Annotated in this window: 18 protein-coding genes; 12 read left to right on the forward strand and 6 right to left on the reverse strand. The window is 66.1% G+C overall.

The genetic code is table 11. The features are described from left to right. Positions 1-57: 57 nt before the first annotated feature. The 3 genes from E6C72_RS17550 to E6C72_RS17560 are packed head-to-tail and all read left to right on the forward strand — an operon-like array spanning position 58 to position 2,673. On the forward strand, positions 58-927 hold the full coding sequence (locus E6C72_RS17550; RefSeq protein WP_109086324.1) for a branched-chain amino acid ABC transporter permease: 870 nt from the start codon (positions 58-60) through the stop codon (positions 925-927). Then, positions 924-1,943 carry a branched-chain amino acid ABC transporter permease gene (locus E6C72_RS17555; protein ID WP_199228766.1) on the forward strand — a complete coding sequence of 340 codons (1,020 nt, stop codon included), beginning with the start codon at positions 924-926 and terminating at the stop codon, positions 1,941-1,943. Before E6C72_RS17550 ends, E6C72_RS17555 begins: the two co-directional genes overlap by 4 nt. A 1-nt stretch (position 1,944) precedes the next feature. Then, positions 1,945-2,673 (forward strand): ABC transporter ATP-binding protein, encoded by a 729-nt coding sequence (locus tag E6C72_RS17560; protein WP_109086325.1) that lies wholly within the window; start codon positions 1,945-1,947, stop codon positions 2,671-2,673. Positions 2,674-2,687: 14 nt separating this feature from the next. Here E6C72_RS17560 and E6C72_RS17565 read toward each other — a convergent pair whose 3' ends face one another. The 4 genes from E6C72_RS17565 to E6C72_RS17580 all read right to left on the reverse strand — a co-directional run bounded on the left by E6C72_RS17565 (position 2,688) and on the right by E6C72_RS17580 (position 7,005). Continuing rightward, complete coding sequence (locus E6C72_RS17565) at positions 2,688-3,386, reverse strand: family 16 glycosylhydrolase (RefSeq protein WP_247875764.1); 699 nt, start codon at positions 3,384-3,386, stop codon at positions 2,688-2,690. A gap of 254 nt (positions 3,387-3,640) precedes the next feature. Further along, on the reverse strand, positions 3,641-4,807 hold the full coding sequence (gene rodA, locus E6C72_RS17570; protein ID WP_109086327.1) for a rod shape-determining protein RodA: 1,167 nt from the start codon (positions 4,805-4,807) through the stop codon (positions 3,641-3,643). A 191-nt stretch (positions 4,808-4,998) separates the two neighbouring features. Next, complete coding sequence (locus E6C72_RS17575) at positions 4,999-6,192, reverse strand: GGDEF domain-containing protein (protein ID WP_109086328.1); 1,194 nt, start codon at positions 6,190-6,192, stop codon at positions 4,999-5,001. A 183-nt stretch (positions 6,193-6,375) separates the two neighbouring features. Continuing rightward, entirely contained in the window at positions 6,376-7,005 is a 630-nt protein-coding gene (locus E6C72_RS17580; protein WP_247875765.1) for a TetR/AcrR family transcriptional regulator, read from the reverse strand. Between the two features lie 236 nt (positions 7,006-7,241). Between E6C72_RS17580 and E6C72_RS17585 the strand changes: the two genes are divergently transcribed. The 3 genes from E6C72_RS17585 (at position 7,242) to E6C72_RS17595 (ending at position 10,680) form a co-directional block, all read left to right on the forward strand. Further along, positions 7,242-8,348, forward strand: coding sequence for an HlyD family secretion protein (locus tag E6C72_RS17585; protein ID WP_109086330.1), 1,107 nt, complete (start codon positions 7,242-7,244; stop codon positions 8,346-8,348). 160 nt (positions 8,349-8,508) lie between these two features. Then, entirely contained in the window at positions 8,509-10,062 is a 1,554-nt protein-coding gene (locus tag E6C72_RS17590) for a DHA2 family efflux MFS transporter permease subunit (RefSeq protein ID WP_109086391.1), read from the forward strand. Between the two features lie 93 nt (positions 10,063-10,155). Beyond that, a complete protein-coding gene (locus E6C72_RS17595; protein WP_109086331.1) occupies positions 10,156-10,680 on the forward strand; it encodes a hypothetical protein in 525 nt (174 codons plus the stop codon). A gap of 30 nt (positions 10,681-10,710) precedes the next feature. On the opposite strand, the gene E6C72_RS17600 is transcribed toward E6C72_RS17595, so the two are convergent. After that, a complete protein-coding gene (locus tag E6C72_RS17600; RefSeq protein WP_247875766.1) occupies positions 10,711-11,925 on the reverse strand; it encodes a homoserine O-acetyltransferase in 1,215 nt (404 codons plus the stop codon). 113 nt (positions 11,926-12,038) lie between these two features. Beyond that, a complete protein-coding gene (locus tag E6C72_RS17605; RefSeq protein WP_109086333.1) occupies positions 12,039-12,359 on the reverse strand; it encodes a heavy metal-binding domain-containing protein in 321 nt (106 codons plus the stop codon). A gap of 178 nt (positions 12,360-12,537) precedes the next feature. Between E6C72_RS17605 and E6C72_RS17610 the strand changes: the two genes are divergently transcribed. The 6 genes from E6C72_RS17610 (at position 12,538) to E6C72_RS17635 (ending at position 16,708) form a co-directional block, all read left to right on the forward strand. Further along, a complete protein-coding gene (locus tag E6C72_RS17610) occupies positions 12,538-13,173 on the forward strand; it encodes a hypothetical protein (RefSeq protein ID WP_109086334.1) in 636 nt (211 codons plus the stop codon). Between the two features lie 289 nt (positions 13,174-13,462). Continuing rightward, positions 13,463-14,437: a YqaJ viral recombinase family protein gene (locus E6C72_RS17615; RefSeq protein ID WP_109086335.1), complete on the forward strand. Its 975-nt coding sequence runs from the start codon at positions 13,463-13,465 to the stop codon at positions 14,435-14,437. After that, positions 14,425-15,294: a hypothetical protein gene (locus E6C72_RS17620; RefSeq protein WP_247875767.1), complete on the forward strand. Its 870-nt coding sequence runs from the start codon at positions 14,425-14,427 to the stop codon at positions 15,292-15,294. The genes E6C72_RS17615 and E6C72_RS17620 overlap by 13 nt, the downstream gene beginning before the upstream one ends. 74 nt (positions 15,295-15,368) lie before the next feature. Beyond that, the gene (locus E6C72_RS17625; protein WP_109086336.1) at positions 15,369-15,644 is read left to right on the forward strand and encodes a hypothetical protein; all 276 of its coding nucleotides are present in this window, start codon (positions 15,369-15,371) and stop codon (positions 15,642-15,644) included. A gap of 33 nt (positions 15,645-15,677) precedes the next feature. Continuing rightward, a complete protein-coding gene (locus tag E6C72_RS17630; protein WP_085083685.1) occupies positions 15,678-15,938 on the forward strand; it encodes a hypothetical protein in 261 nt (86 codons plus the stop codon). 134 nt (positions 15,939-16,072) lie between these two features. Further along, complete coding sequence (locus E6C72_RS17635) at positions 16,073-16,708, forward strand: LysE family translocator (protein WP_109086337.1); 636 nt, start codon at positions 16,073-16,075, stop codon at positions 16,706-16,708.

Genomic DNA, 16,708 nt, shown 5'->3' on the forward strand with positions numbered 1-16,708 from the left:
GCATCCCCCTTGGGCTGCTAACCCGCAGAACCCAACCGTTCGGACAATCCGCCGCCCATGCCGATCGACTATTATCTGAACATCGCGGCTTCCGGCCTGCTGACCGGCCTGGTCTACGGGCTGGCGGCGCTGGGGCTTTCGGTCATCTTCGGCGTGGTGCGCGTCGTCAACTTCGCCCATGGCGAAATGATGGTGGCGGGCATGTACGGCGCGGTGCTGCTGGGCGGCTGGCTGGGTCTCGACCCTCTGCTGTCGGCTCCGATCATGGCGGCGCTGCTGTTCGCCTGCGGTTGGCTGCTCCAGCGCGGCCTGGTGAACAAGTTCGTCGAGCGGCCGGAGCACATGCAGTTCATTCTTCTGCTGGGCATCGCCACCATCCTGGTCAACGCCATGCTGATGCTGTTCGGCCCGGATGCCCGCAACGTCCAGGTGCCCTACAGCTTCGACACGGTGGAGATCGGGCCGATGCTGCTGGACGCCGTCCGGCTGCGCGCCGGGGCGGCGGCCATCGTGGTGGCGGCGGTCCTGTTCGCCTTCTTCCGCTTCAGCCGAACCGGGAAGGCGATCCGCGCCTGCGCCGACAATCCGCTGGGCGCCCGCGTGGTCGGTCTGAACATCGACGGCCTCTATGCCCTGACCTTCGGCATCGGTGCCGCGGTGGTCGGGGTGGCCGGCGCGCTGATGACGCTGCTGGTCGATGCCCGGCCGCAGCTGGCGCCCGAATACACGCTGCTCAGCTTCATCATCGTCATCGTTGGCGGGCTGGGCAGCCTGCCGGGCGCGCTGCTGGGCGGCGTGCTGATCGGCATGTCGGAGGCGCTGGCCGGCTTCCTGCTGACGCCGTCCCTGAAATCCCTGTTCAGCTACGGGGTGCTGATCGTGGTTCTGCTGCTGCGCCCGCAAGGGCTGTTGAGGAAACGGTCATGAGCGGGCCATCGGGAATGATGCCTTCGGGAGTGACTGGACGCGGCATGATCCTGCTGGTCCTGTCGGCACTCGGGCTGGCGGTGGCGCCCTTCATCGCCGACCGCTATCTGGTGTCGGTGCTGACCACGGTGCTGTGGTTCGCCTATGTCGGGCAGGCCTGGAACGTGATGATGGGCTTTTCCGGCCTGCTGTCGCTGGGCCATGCGCTGTATGTCGGGCTCGGCGCTTATGTCAGCGCCGCGCTGTTCGTCCATTTCGGCATCGGCCCCTGGGCCGGCATGGTCGTGGCGATGCTGGTCGCGGTGGTGGCTGGCTGCATCATCGGTTTCCTCGGTTTCCGCTTCGGGGTGAAGGGCGTGCATTTCGCCCTGCTGACCATCGCCTTCGCCGAGGTGGCGCGCATCGGCTTCGACCACATCACCTGGGTCGGCGGCTCCGGCGGCTTTTTCCTGCCGGTGGAAGCCGGGGCGAGCGACCCGCTGAACCTGCGCGGCTCGCCGGTGCTGTTCTATTACGTGGCGCTGGCGCTGGTCGTCGGCGCACTGTTCATGTCGCGCGCGCTGCTCCACAGCCGCCTGGGCTACCAGTGGCTGGCGGTGCGCGAGGAGCCGGACGCGGCGGAGGCGTCGGGCGTCGACCTGTTCCGCGCCCGCATGACGGCGGTGGCGGTGTCGTCCGCCCTGACGGCGCTGGGCGGGGTGTTCCAGGCCTTCTATTTCAACAACCTGTTCCCGGAACAGGTCTTCTCCATGGGCCGCTCCATCGAGATCATCCTGCCGGCCATCGTCGGCGGCATCGGTACGCTGGTGGGCCCGATCCTGGGCGCCTTCATCCTGACCCCGCTGGGCGAGGCGCTCACCTTCCTGATCGAGGCCGGCGGGCTGGACCTGCCCGGTCTGAAGCAACTGTTCTATGGTGCGGCGCTGGTGGTGATCGTGGTGTTCCGGCCGGAGGGCGTGTGGCCCTGGCTGGCCCGCCGCCTGCGTCTGGTCCGCCAGCCGGGGGAGGGCGCCTGAGATGACCGCCTTGCTTGAGGTCGAGCGTCTGTCCAAGCGGTTCCGCGGGCTGAAGGCGGTGTCCGAGGTCAGCTTCACCGTGCCGGAGGGGCGCATCCTGGCGCTGATCGGCCCGAACGGGGCCGGCAAGACCACCACCTTCAACCTGATCGCTGGCGTCTTCCCTCCCGACGAGGGGCGGGTGACGCTGAAGGGCCGCAACTTGACCGGGCTGAAGCCCGACCGGGTCTGCGCCGCCGGGATCGGCCGCACCTTCCAGATCGTCAAGCCCTTCGGCCAGCTGACGGTGGAGGATAATGTCGTGGTCGGCGCGCTGGCCCGCGAGCGGTCGGTGGAGGCGGCACGGGTGCAGGCCCGCGCCGTGCTGGAGCGGCTGGAACTTGCCGATCAGGCCAATCGGCCGGCCCGCAGCCTGACCCTGCCCGACCGCAAGCGGCTGGAGGTCGCCCGCGCGCTGGCGACCCGTCCGACCCTGCTGCTGCTGGACGAGGTGCTGGCCGGGCTCCGCCCGACCGAGGTCGACCGCATGGTCGAGGTCCTGCGCGACCTGAACAGGCGCGAAGGGCTGACGATCCTGATGATCGAGCATGTCATGCGGGCGGTTATGGCGCTGTCCGACCGCGTCGTGGTGCTGGACCATGGCGAGAAGATCGCCGACGGCGCCCCGGCTGAGGTCGTCGCCGACCCCCGCGTCGTCGAATCCTACCTGGGCGCCGAAGCTCTCGACTGAGCGGCTCCCCCCCTTTAGTTGCTGAGGTTGGCCGGGTCCTCGCGGTAGGTGACGGAGGCGACCTCGGCGGCCAGGGGATGGCCGGGATAGCTGAAGCGGCGCAGCCATTCGGTGTCGCCTGACGCGCTCCAGAAGCGCAGCATCAGACGGCCGGGCATGCGGGGCAACTCACCCAGCTTGCCGGACACCTGATGGACCGGCTTGCCGTCGACGGTCCAGACGATGCCATTGGGCTTCCAGTCGAAGCCGTAGCTGTGGAAGCCCTTGGCAGCGTCGAAGCCCAGATCGACCACGGTGTTGCGGTGCCCGGTGCCGTTGGCGACGTAGCTGATTTCCAGCTTGGTGGTGTCCTTACCGGCGATGCCCATGGTGATCTCGTCCCACGGATCGCCGAAGGGCGGGCCGGTATAGTGGGAGACAGAGGTCATCACCCCATCGGCCTTCACCGCCTTCAGCGACACCGTGTAGGCGCCGTAGCCGTAGAAGCGGTGGGTCGAATATTCACCGCAGGAATAGCGGTCGCCGCCGGAGATGCGGTCGCTGACCGACAGGGCGAGGTGGCCCTTCTCGGCGGTGACGTTGGCGCGGCTCCAGGTGCAGCTCATGTGCCCGCCGGATTTCCAGCCGTCCGACCGTTGCCAGCGCGAAGTCTCGAAAGACCCGCCAGTCTCGCTGAAGCTGCCGCCGATATGGCTGAACAGCGACTCTGCCATTACCGGCGCGCTGCCGAAGAAAAGGGGACCGGCAAACAGGGCCGCAACTCCCGCACCGATCAGAATACGCGTCCGCACACGCCGGGCGTCTCTCCGCATGGCTGTTCCTCCCGCTGCAGCGGACCTACCCGCAAGATGGGTCGGTCTCCACCCCGATATCGCGAGAGCGGGGCAGGGTGGCAACGGCGCGGCCGGGGTGCGACGGGGCCTGCCCGGCGTACCCCGGCCGAATGACCGAAACGAAAGAGGGCAGGTCAGACGTCGGTAACGCCGCTTTTGGGGATGCGCACGTCGCGGTGGACCGACATGCTCAGCAGCAGGCCGACGCCGATCATCAGCGTCATCATCGCCGATCCGCCATAGGACACCAGGGGCAGCGGAATGCCGACGACGGGGATCAGACCCATCACCATCGCCACATTGACGAAGACGTAGAGGAAGAACTGTGCGGTCATGCCGACCGCGACCAGCCGGCCGAACTGGCTGCGGCTGTTCAGCGCGATCACCCAGCCATAGATGAACAGCAGGACGTAGAGCGCCAGCAGCGTGGCGGCGCCGACCATGCCGAACTCCTCCGCCAGGACGACGAAGATGAAGTCGGTGTGCTTTTCCGGCAGGAACATCAGCTGGCTCTGCGAGCCGGACATGAAGCCCTTGCCGAACAGCCCGCCGGACCCCAGCGCGATCTTCGACTGAAGGATGTTGTAGCCGGCGCCGAGCGGGTCGGTTTCCGGTTCGAGGAAGGTGTAGACACGCTGTTTCTGGTAGTCGTGCAGGAACTCCCAGGCGATGGGGATGGCGCTCAGGCCGCCGCCGATCACCAGGAGAAACTTCCACACCCGGACGCCGGCGGCGAAGAAGATGGCGCCGCTGCCCATGATCAGCAGCAGCGAGGTGCCGAGATTGGGCTGGAGCAGCACGAAGGCCACCGGGGTGAAGACCAGCAGAAGCGGCGGTATCAGCAGAAGCGGCCGGCCGATCTGGTCCAGCGTCACCCCGTGGAAATAGCGGGCGAGCGCCAGCGTCAACGCCGGCTTCATCAGTTCCGACGGCTGAAGCTGGAAGAAGCCGAGGTCGATCCAGCGCTGGGCGCCCATGCCGATGCGGCCCATCAGCTCCACCGCGATCAACAGGCAGAGCACCATGAAGAAGATGACGTAAGCCGACTTCATCAGGTGACGGATGTCGACCAGCGCGATGCCCAGCATGAGTACGAGGCCGGGGATGGCGCGGACCAGCTGGGGCTGCGCCCACGGCTTCCAATGGCCGCCGGCGGCGGAATAGAGCAGCCCGACGCCGACCCCTGTGATCGTGCAGATCAGCAGGACCAGCCCCCAGTTGATGAGCCTGAATTTCGTGCCGAGCGTCAGCTGCGACCGCTGCGGCTCGAGGCCGCCGGAGCCGAGATGGGAAAGAACCACGACCTTATGCCGATGTTGCCGGAAGGGACGGAGCCGGATCGGACCGGCCCCGGACGAACGGCCGGGTTAAGCCGGCCGGCGGGGACCGGTGCGGATAATGCTGCAAGCGGCCCCGCTGGTAAAGGCGGCCGTGCGCCATTCTCCGTGGCGCCACTTTTTCTAACCGGTTCTGCCCGTCGACCTTTCGCCGGTCAGGCGTGCAGCGCAGGAGTCAGCGACACTGTGGGGAAGAATCGCACCTGATTGCGTCCGGCATGCTTGGCGTCGTAAAGCGCGCTGTCCGACTGGGCCATCAGGTCGGAAAACTCGCTGTGCTCCCGGGTCAGGCTGACGCCGCCGATGCTGCAGGTCACCGTCACGCCGCCTTCGGCACCAAGCTGGGCCAGTTGCCGTTCGATGGCGCTGCGCAGCCGCTCGGCCAGCAGCCGGCCGGCCTCCAGGCCGGTTTCCGGCAGCAGGATGGCGAACTCCTCCCCGCCGATCCTGCCCATTGCGTCCTCGCGCCGGATCTGACCGGCGCAGCAGTCGGCCACCGCCTGGATCACCCGGTCGCCGAACGGATGGCCGGCGCGGTCGTTGATCGATTTGAAGCGGTCGATGTCAAGCACCAGCACGGTCAGGTCGCGGCCATGGCGGCGGGCGCGGCGGAATTCGATCTCCCCCATCTCGAACAGGCGTCGCCGGTTCAGGCTGCCGGTCAGCCCGTCGGTGTGGGCAAGCTTCGCGAGTTCGCGGTTGAACTCGTCGCTGGCCATCAGGACGTAGTTGATCGCTCCGGTCACGGTGCCGAGAAGCGTCAGAAGGAAGGTGGTCCGCTCCACCCGGTCGTCCAGCATGTAAGCGGTGGGCGTCTCCTCCTGCGTCAGGCCGGCACCCATCCGGACCAGATAGACCATGGCCAGTGTGGCGCAGAGCACTCCGGTGACATAGTGGGGAATGCCGCGTCCCTCGTAGCGCACAAGCACCTCGAAGGCGATGCCCAGCAGCACCGCCGCCGTCGTGAAGCTGACCAGGGTGCGGACCGAGGCGATGCCGGCGTCGACAAACAGCAACAGCAGGCACGCGACGGCCACCGCCAGCCCGACGGCGGCGGGTGCGAGGGGCGAGACCGGCCTGCTCTGGAGATGGCGGACGCTGGTGTAGTTCATCGCGAGGCCGGTGATTCCCAGCCCGTTGGCCAGCGGCACCAGCAGGTCGGGAGCCGCACTGCCGCGCAGGCCCGCTATCAGGAAGCCGAACCCCAGCAGGAATTTCCCATAGGCATAGGCACGCAGGGAGTTGCGGATATGGCGCGGATAGCGGCCAGAGGCCACGACGATGGACAGACCGACGGCAAAGCCGATCACGGTGATGACCTGCGCGATGAAGGTCGTCTCGAAATCCATCCGCAAACCCGCCACGCACCGTTACGCCGGTATGTCCCCGGCACGCTATACGAAGCCTTAGCCGGTGACAAGTCAGAGGGGGCGACGTTTGCGTCAGGAACCCTGACTATTGGATCTCGATTGCCCCTGGTGCCAATTTCAGATTGCCGACCTTTCGCTCAGCGACTTTGAGACAGTCGCCGCTCAGCGCTTTTCGGGCGCATAGCCTTTGACGAACAGGTCGACGGCGGCGTCGACGAACCGCTCCAGATCCGCGTCGCTCGGCCGCTCGCTCAGGCACAGCAGCAGCTTCATGTGCATGTTGGCCTTCAGCAGACCGAAGAACTGGTGGGTGGCGAGATCGCAATCGGTGATCGCCAGTTCGCCCCTTTCCGTCATATGGGACATGAACTGGTAGGCACGCTGGAAGGTTTCGGCCGGTCCGCTCTCATAGAAGGCCTGGGCGAGCTGGGGCTGACGCAGCACTTCGCCCAGCACCATGCGGTAGAGGCCAAGCGCCTTTGCCGAGGCGATGAAATGGACGAAGGTCCGGCCGATCAGACGCAGCCCGTCCGCCGCCGGAAGGCTCATCGCCTCGTCCCAAATGCCGGCCATGACGGAGTTCGCGCATTCGCAGGCGACCATTGCCCGGAACAGTTCCTCCTTGCTGCCGAAATGCGCGTACAGCGTCGCCTTGGACACATTTGCCTTCTTGGCGACCGCGTCCATGCTGACGGCGCTGTAGCCGTGCTCCAGGAACAAGGTACCTGCCGCGTTCATGATCTGAGCCGGCTTCGATCCTGCTTCGGGAGTGGGGGCCACCAATGTGGTCATGCGCGCCTCGCCTGAGTCCATGTGCTTGGCCCCTACCGCGTTCCGCATCGTCCGACAAGCCCCCTGACATCAATTGCCAAAAACTAAACCGTTCAGTTCGGTCTTGACAACAGATAGGCCGTCCTCCATCTTCCGACAAGACTAAACTGAACGGTTCAGTTTCTTTTCCGTGGCGGTGCCGACAAGAGCGATCGGCGGAAGGCGGACCGGACCGCGGTGGATTGGGGATAGAGACAATGGCGAATGGCGTGCGGAAGATCGTGCTGTCGGGCGTTGCGCTGGCCGTGCTGGCAGGTGGCGCCGTCGCCGGCGAACATTGGTGGACGGAGGGCCGGTTCCTCGAATCGACCGACAACGCGTATGTGCAGAGCGACATCACCGTCGTCAGCCCGAAGATCTCCGCTTATGTCCGCGACGTGAAGGTTGCCGAAAACCAACTGGTCCGGACGGGCGACGTGCTGGCGATTCTGGACGATCAGGATTTCCGCGCCAAGGTGGCTGAAGCCGAGGCGGCGGTGACCGCGCAGAAGGCAGCGCTTGGCACGTTGGACAGCAAGCTTGAGCTTCAGCGCACGGTGATCGACCAAGCCGCCGCCACGCTGGCGAGTGCCGACGCCGAGCAGCGCCGTGCCCAGCAGGAGTATGACCGCAGCCGGTCGCTGGCCAGCGACAGTTGGACCAGCCGGCAGAAGCTGGAAACCGCCGACGCCGACCTGCGCAAGGCGGTGGCCCAGGTGGCGAAGTCGCGGGCGGCGTTGGCGTCGGAGAAGGAGCAGATCAACGTCCTGCGCGCCACCCGGACCGAGACGGAGGCCCATCTGGCCCAGTCTGAGGCAACGCTCCAGACCGCGCGCATCGATCTCGACAACACCGTGATCCGGGCGCCGGTTGACGGCGTGATCGGCAACCGTGGCGTCCAGGTCGGCCAGTATGCCCGGCCGGGCGTGCAGATGCTGTCGCTGGTACCGCTGCCCGACGTCTATGTCGTCGCCAACTTCAAGGAAACGCAGCTGTCGCGCATGCGCCCCGGCCAGCATGTCAGCATCTCCGTCGACGCCTTTCCCGATCGTGAGCTGATCGGCACGGTGGAGAGCTTTGCTCCGGCATCGGGATCCAAGTTCTCGCTGCTGCCGCCGGAGAATGCCACCGGCAACTTCACCAAGATCGTCCAGCGCGTTCCGGTCCGCATCGCCCTGCCGCGTGACAATGCGCTTGCCGGCCTGCTGCGCCCCGGCCTGTCGGTGGTGGCGGAGGTCGACACCCGGGGTGCCGGCACCCAGCCCCATCTGGCCGGCGGCGTCTTTGGCGCGCTGACCGACAAGCAGGCGGTGGCCGCCCGATAAAGGCGGTCACGGCTCCGACGGGAGCGCCGCTCCTTCCCTCCCCCTTCGGGAGCGGCGTTCCCGTCAGCAATCCATTTTTTGACAGTTTGGGCAGCATATCGGCCGGCTCCGCCCGTTTGGTGGCGGAAATCGTTCGGCCATGACGGAAGGCAGCGGTTCCATGGCGACACCGGCCCAGGGCATGCGCCCCCTCACCCCGCGCGACATCGCCGGCTTCTTCGCGATGGTCGTCGGCATGTTCATGGCGATCCTCGATATTCAGATCGTCTCCAGCTCGCTGTCGGAAATCCAGGCCGGCCTTGCAGCCAGCGCCGACGAGATTTCCTGGGTGCAGACCTCCTACCTGATCGCGGAGGTCGTGATGATTCCGCTGTCGGGCATCCTGTCGCGCATCATGTCGACCCGCGTGCTGTTCACGCTGGCCGCCGCCGGTTTCACCCTGACCAGCGTCGCCTGCGCCTTCGCCGGCGGCATTGAATCGATGATCGTCTGGCGTGCGCTCCAGGGCTTCATCGGCGGTGCGATGATCCCAACCGTGTTCGCCACCAGCTTCCTGATCTTCCCGCCGGAGAAGCGGGCCGGCGTGTCGGTGATGATGGGTCTGGTCGCCACCATGGCGCCGACCATCGGCCCGACGCTGGGCGGTTACCTGACCCAGCATATGTCCTGGCACTGGCTGTTCCTGGCCAACGTCATCCCCGGCATCCTGGTGACCTCGCTGGTCTGGTTCCTGGTCGATGTCGACCGGCCCAATCCGGAACTGCGCAAGGGCTTCGACTTCCTAGGGCTGGCGCTGATGGCGTCCTTCCTGGGCAGCCTGGAATATGTGGTGGAGGAAGGACCGCGGAACGACTGGTTCGATGACGAGGCGATCTTCGCGCTGGCCGTGGTTGCCGCCCTCTCCGCCGTCGGTTTCTTCTGGCGGGTGCTGTCCTATCGCAACCCGATCGTTGAGCTGCGCGCCTTCGCCGACCGCAACTTCGCCATCGGGTCGCTCTACAGCTTCATCCTGGGCATCGGCCTCTATGGGTCGGTCTATCTGCAGCCGCTGTTCCTCGCCCGTGTGCGCGGCTTCAACAGTTTGCAGATCGGCGAGATCATGTTCGTGACCGGCGCCTTCCAGTTCATGTCGGCGCCAATCGCCGGCGCCCTGTCGAAGCGGATGGATCTGCGGGCCATGCTGGCGCTTGGGCTGATCCTGTTCGGCACCGGCGTCTGGCTGAACAGCCATTTCACCGCCGACACCGGCTTTTGGGAGCTGTTCCTGCCGCAGGCGGTGCGCGGCATGTCGCTGATGCTGTGCTTCATCCCGATCAACAGCGTGGCGCTCGGCACCCTGCCGCCGGACAAGCTGAAGAACGCGTCCGGCCTGTACAACCTGATGCGCAACCTGGGCGGCGCCATCGGGCTGGCGGCGATCAACACGGTGCTGACCGACCGCAACGCGCTGCACCTGAACCGTCTCGGCGACAATGTGAACCTTGCCCGGCCGGAGGTGCAGCAGATGGTCGACAACCTCAGCCAGCGTTTCGACGGGCTGGTGGCCGACCCGACCGCAGCAGCCATGTCTCGGCTGGTCGGGCTGGTCCAGCGCGAGGCGCTGATCCTGACCTTCAACGACGCCATGCTGTTGATGTCGGCGGTGTTCTTCGGCGCGCTGCTGTTCATGCCGCTGGTGCGGCGTCCGGGCGGTCCGGTGAAGGCCGACCATTGAGCATGGGATAGGTTGCAGCCCATGGGTTGTGCTATAGCTTGACGGACGGTCCGAACGCCTGCCCGAACGCCTGTACAACCCCTGCCGAGTCCCATGAGCAAGCGCCAATATACCCGAGCCGAGGTCAAGGAACTGCTGGGCGCGCTGGAACGCCAGTGCCGTGAAGCCTCCAAGCTGGCCCAGTTGGCCGAACATGAGGCCAGCAAGCACAGCTTCGGCGCCTATCGCGATTTCCGCGACAAGGTGGGCGAGTTCCAGGCGCTGGTCATCCTGATCGAGCAGCGCATGCGCAATCTGGTCGATGCGCGATCCGACGACCTGCGCGACCAGTTCGAGAAGCTGGATACGGTGATGCTGGCCCTGTTGGTGAGGGCCAGCATGCGCTTCTTCTTCGTGCTGTCAGCCAACCCGATCCTGCCGATGGGGGCGCGCGAGATCTTCGTGGCCGAGTTGCGCAGCCTGCACGATGCGGCGGAAAAGCTGCGTCGTCCCAACTATGCCGGCAAGCTCGGCCCGGAACTGGAGCGGGAACTGGAAACCGCCTCGCTCATTCTGGAAGAGATCATCGACAAGGCGCCGAGCCTGCTGAACTTCCGCGGAACGCCGGTCACTGAGTAGGGGCACCCTCACGGGCGCCCCCCGCACCATTCACTTTGCCAGGAACTGGGCGATCGTGTCGCCGGCCTTGCCGATGTTCGCCACGCCATCGAGATGGCCGAGGGTCGAGGTGATCGACTCGGTGTACTCGACGCCGTTCCCCTGCTTCTCAAGCCGGTCCTTCAGCGGACGCATGTTGCGGTCGGGCGGGAAGACGAGATCATCGGCCGACGGGATCAGCAGGACCGGGGCCTTGATCTTCGTCAGCCCATCCTCCAGCGAGGCGCCGTTGCCGGTGACGAAGGTCTGGTTGGCCTTCACAAGATAAAGGAAGTGATTGGCGTCGCTGACCGCGGCGCGGCCGGCGGCCGCCTTGTCCAGCCACGCCTCAATGGCGTACTGGTTGCCCATCGCGGCCTTCGGATCCTTCCCGTCCTCCGCCCATTTGCGGCCGAAGGCGGCGTCGGCCCATTTCCAGTGGCGGGCTTGCAGGGTGACCAGCTTCAGCGCCTCGGTCAGGCCGGCCTTCGGCTCCGCCTTGCCGTAATAGTCGCCGTTGTTCCAGTTGGGGTCGAGTTTGATCGGCGCCGCCCACAGGTTCAGCCAGCCGATCAGGAAGGGATCGGCCTCCGGCCCGCCGATGGCGGCGATGACGCGCTTGACCATCTCCGGATGGTCGGCCCCCCATTCGAAGGCCTGGAGCGAGCCCATCGAGCCGCCCATCACCGCCTGCAGCGTCTTGATGCCCAGGCTGTCGACCAGCGCCTTCTGGACATTGACGAAGTCCTGGATGGTGACGATGGGGAAGCTCATGCCATAGGGCTTGCCGGTGTCCGGGTTGATGCTGGCCGGGCCGGTGGTGACGACGGTGGGGTCCTTGGGCGACAGGTTCACCAGCGTGTCTGAGCTGATGATGAAGTATTTGTCGGTATCCAACGGCTTGCCGGGGCCGATGATGCTGTCCCAATAGCCGGGGGCGGCATCATCGGCCTTGTATTTTCCGGCGGCGTGGCTGTTGCCGCTGAAGAAATGGGTGATGAGGATGACATTGTCCTTGGCGTCGTTCAGCTTGCCATAGCTTTCCCAGCCGATCCGGACGTTCTTGATCGTTCCGCCGCCGGTCGTGGTGTAGGACGGCATCTCGAAGACCTTCTTCTCGACGATTCCGTCGAGCGCCAGCGCCGGCAGGGTGCCGAACAGGCACGCCGCCATGGCAAGGCCGCCGATGCAGCCTGACCAGATGGAACCGCGGACAACCCCACGCATGTGCATCCCCCTCCCGATTGCTTGCTGGCCCATTGCTTGCCGGACCGGCAGTCTACCCATACGGTGGGGTCTGTCCAGGCGCCTTCGGTGACGCTTAGGGTCAGGGCCCGCCTTCAGCGAAGACGCACGGCCGTGCCGTTGACCGACACCATCAGCATGCCGTTCTCCTTGCCCAGCACCTCGTAATCGACATCGACGCCGACCACCGCATCAGCGCCCAGCGCGCGGGCCGACTCCTCCAGATCGGCGAAGGCGGCCTCGCGGGCGTCGCGCAGCGCCGCCTGATAGCCGCCGGCCCGGCCGCCGACGATGTCGCGGACCGACGAGAACAGGTCGCGGAACACGTTGACGCCCATGATCGCCTCGCCGGCGACGATGCCGAGATACTGGGTGATCTGGCGGCCTTCGACGGAATCGGTGCTGGTGACGATCATGGCTGCAACTCCCTCTGTTGGCTTCGATGTGCCGTCTTCGATGCCGCACAGATGGGGCTGCCACGGCAGAGTCCAAGGCGGCACTGCAAAATCGCAGCGGGCTTGAGTCCATCGCGCCTTTCTCCACCCCGTCCGGACCGTGTAGGACAAGGTGGGGGCACGGTTGAGGGGGAGACCGATGGACGACACGCGGCGAGCCATCCTGCGCTGGATGACCGGCGTCATGGAGGCGAAGGGCTGGAGCGCCGGTGGCTGGGCGCGGCTGGCTGGCGTCACCGCGACCAACCTGACCCGTTTCCTGCGCGATCCGGTGATGGGCAGCGTGCCCAGCGCCGATACCCTGGCGCGGCTGGCCCGCATCGCCGGGTCGGAGCCGCGCTTCCTCGACGATCATGCCTATGCGCCGGTCTCCCGCGTGCCGGTGCTGACGCTGGAGCAGGCGCACATCTTCCTCGACCTCGGCCCCAGGGCAGGGGAGGCGTTCCTGACCGGGGCGCTGAAGGACGGCGCCGCATCGGTCGCCATGGATGGCCAAACCTCCCGCCGTGCCTTCGCGCTGCGCATCCTGTCCAAGAGCCTGGATGCCGCTGGAGTTCTGCCGCGGGACTGCGTGGTGCTGGAGCCGCTGGACGTGCTGACACCGCAAACAGGCGACGTGGTGGTGACGGTGGGCGAGGGCACCATCTGCGGCTATCGCTTCTTCCCGCCCCATCTGATGCCGGTTTCGACCGATCCCGACTGCCGCCCGACCGCCTTCGACCGCGCTCACGTGGCCGGAGTAGCAGTGCACGTCGTGCGAGCGCTTCGCATGTAAAAGTCTGCTATTTCCCGAGTCGCGGCGCGTGTTCCGATTTTCCGTTGCTCGCAAAAACGGGGGGGCTCTACTCCGTCCGTTTTGACTTGCGGTGACTCTCGTTAGAAGACGCCAAATATAGCCTGTTTCCAAGACCTTGTTCTGGTCTGCGGCCAAGCCAAAGGTTCATGTTTTGTTCTTGAAAACTGCGTATTCGCATCCCATATCCAGGGTCCGGTGAGGTGGTCTGAAAACATGCTGCGAAGTCGCAGCAAAGGCCCCGCTTTGGAGCTGGAGAAGTCGGAACGGCATGGCGATCACTCAGGCACAACGGGACTTGCGGGCGGGGCGGATCGGGTCGTCGGACGCGACGCGCGTGATGGCCGGCGACTGGCTGTCGCTGTGGCGCGAGAAGACCGGGCGGGTCGGGCCTGAAAACCTCGACCTTGTCGCCGCCGTCCAGATCGGCATCGCCACCGAGCATCTGCACCCGCGCTTCGTGACCCATGCCACCGGCCGCGCCTGTGTGGCCGCACCCGACACCTACCGCCATGCCGAACATGACTGGATGGTCGCACACCCCGACTTCCTGACCGGCAGCGCGGCCGACGGCGTGCTCGACACCATCGTGGAGGCGAAGTTCAACAGCGGATTCCAGAGCGATGCCGATCTTGCCCGCCGCTATCACTGGCAAATCCAGCACCAGTTGGAGGTGGTCGGTCTGGACCGCGCGCTGCTGTCGATCCTGCGCCCGACCGGGCACAGCCTGATGACGGTGGATCGCCGCTCCGACGATGTCGAACGGCTGCTGGAGACGCTGGAGGCCTTCTGGTGGCACGTCGTCAACGACGTCGAGCCGGTGGATCCGCTGCCGATGGACGCTCCGTCCTATGAGAGCGGCCGAGTCTTCGACATGGGACGGCACAACCGCTTCCGCGCGCTGGCCGACCGGCTGGTCGCCAACCGGGCGGCGGCTCTGGAGGTGAAGGAGGCGGAGGCCGCTCTCAAGGCGCTGATGCCCGACGACGCCCGCATCGCTTTTGTCTCCATGGATCAGGCCGATGGCCGGTCCGGAGGCCTGTATCTGGCGCGCGACCGCGAAGGCCGGCTCAGCCTGCGCTACGGCGCACCGCCGCGCCGCGCCCTGGCCGAAGCGCAATCCTGGAGCCCCTCCGCTGACCCGAACGCGGTGGAATTCAGCCTGGAAACAGTGCTGACCGCCGGCTGGGGTGAGGGGAGAGCCGAAACGTTTGGACAAGAAGGACCCAAATCATGGGACGCATGAGCAAGACCGACCACGTCGTTGCCGAAACCGAAGCTGTTGAGTCGAGCGTAACCGAATCCAGCGTGACGGAAACCGCTCCGGTCGAACCGAAGTCCGGCGGCAGCCGTGGCTCGCAAGGGTCCAAGGGCTCTACCGGCGGCAGCGGGACGGGGGAGCCGCAGCGCATCGACACCCTGTTCCTGTGGAACCGGCTGAAGCGCACCGATCCAAAGGCGACCAAGCCCTTCACCCGCTCCGGCGGCTTCCGCGGCACGCAGATCGACCCGACCTGGCGCTTCCAGATGATGACGGAGGTTTTCGGCCCGATCGGCAAGGGCTGGGGCTATGAGCAGGTGGACTGGACCATCGCGGAACGGATGATCTTCATCTGCGCCCGCGTCTGGTACATCGACCCGGAGACGAAGGAGAAGTGCTTCACCGGCCCGCAGTGGGGCGGGACCGAGATGGTCCGCCGCCGCAATGGCGTGGAGATGCCGGACGACGAGTGCTTCAAGATGTCGATGACCGACGCGGTCGGCAAATGCCTGCTGCAATTGGGTTTGGCTGCCGACGTCTATATGGGCCAGTTCGACGACAGCAAGTATCGGGAGGAGTCGGAGGCCTTCTATGCCGCCAAGTCCAACCCGGACCTGCAGCCCGCCGCCGTCGAGGCCTTCGAGGCGGAGGTGAAGCGTCGGCTGGGAGCCTGCCTGGATCTGGATGATCTGGAGGAGGTCTGGCGGTCCGGCGTCGGCATCCGCCTGCGGGAGATCGGCGCTGTGGACCGTGCCGCCCAACACCGCATCACCGGCCTGTTCGCCCAGAAGAAGGCCGAGATTCTGAAGCGCGAGGAAGAGGACGGGCGGGAAGCCGCCTGACGGACGCCATGAACCGAACGACTCCCCGGACGACTGATGACATCGGCGACCGGTCGCCCAGCGGACTGTTCCGCATGAGCGCCTGGGAAAGCGAGTTCGAGCGCGCCAACGCCCAACTGCCGCGCTGGTACTGGAATCGCGACCAACGCCGCCGCCACTATGCCCGCTGGGTGGAGGCGGAGGCCGAGACGCTGGCGATGCGGCTGTCGGGACTGCTGCGGTCCGACACGCCGGCAGAAACCGGGAGTGCGGCCCGCGTGCTGGTCGAGTCGCTGGCGCGTGACATCGACTGGGCTCGATGGTTGGAAGACTCTGAATCGGAAGACGGGAAGTTCGCCCACGCCGCCTGATGGCAGGCGGCATTTAGGGAAGGAAATCATCTCATGACGATAGAAGAGGTCCAGGCGCGTCTGCGCGCCGCTCAAGCCCGCATCGGGCGTGAGGGCCGCTTCGCCCTCACCCTCAGCCTGGATGGGCGCGAGGAATGCTACATCACCCATTGGTTCCGACCCGAACCGCACGCCTTCGAGGACTGCCGCGCGGTCGGTTCCGGAACCCTGGCCGAATGCCTGGACGCGCTCGACCGCTATGTTGCGGTGAACCGGGTACGTGACGAGGCTCCGGTGCTGATGGCCGCCGAATGACATCCCCGTAACGGTCCGGTCATCGGCCTTCGTCCCCTCGTTCCCCTCGCGGACGAGGGGACTTTTTTGTCCGGGATTCGCAGGCTGTCGCGGTTGTGTTATCGTCCCCACCTTCCAGTTCAAGGGGAGCGATCATGGATCCCGTACTTGCCTTCGTCAGCATCGCCGGTGCCATCGCGGTCGGCGCCGCCAGTCCGGGACCGAGCTTCGTGCTGGTCGCCCGCACCTCCATCGCCGTGTCCCGCCAGGCTGGTCTGGCCACTGCGCTCGGTATGGGAATCGGTGGCGTGTTCTTCGCGTCCCTGGCTATGTTGGGGCTGCATGCCTTGCTGTCGCAGGTTGGTTGGCTCTATGCGGTGCTGAAGCTGGTGGGCGGCGCCTATCTGCTCTATCTCGCGGTCCGCATCTGGCGTGGGGCTGCCGAGCCGCTGGTGATGGCGGAGGAGGGGCAGACGGCGCCTGCCGGGTTGATGCGGCCGCTGTTGTTCGGGCTGCTGACCCAAATGAGCAACCCGAAGACGGCGATCGTTTATGGCAGCATCTTTGCCGCGCTGATGCCGGCCGAAGCGCCGCTCTGGCTGTCGATCATCCTGCCGCCGGTGATCTTCCTCATCGAGACCAGCTGGTACGCCATCGTCGCCGCGGCGTTTTCTGCCGGCCGGCCGCGCGCCGCCTACCTGCGCTCCAAGCATCGGGTCGACCGGGTTGCCGCGGCGGCCATGGGCGGGCTCGGCGTCCGTCTGATGTCGGACGCTCTGCCCCCTCCATGA

Source organism: Azospirillum sp. TSH100 (genome assembly GCF_004923295.1).
Taxonomy (GTDB): domain Bacteria; phylum Pseudomonadota; class Alphaproteobacteria; order Azospirillales; family Azospirillaceae; genus Azospirillum.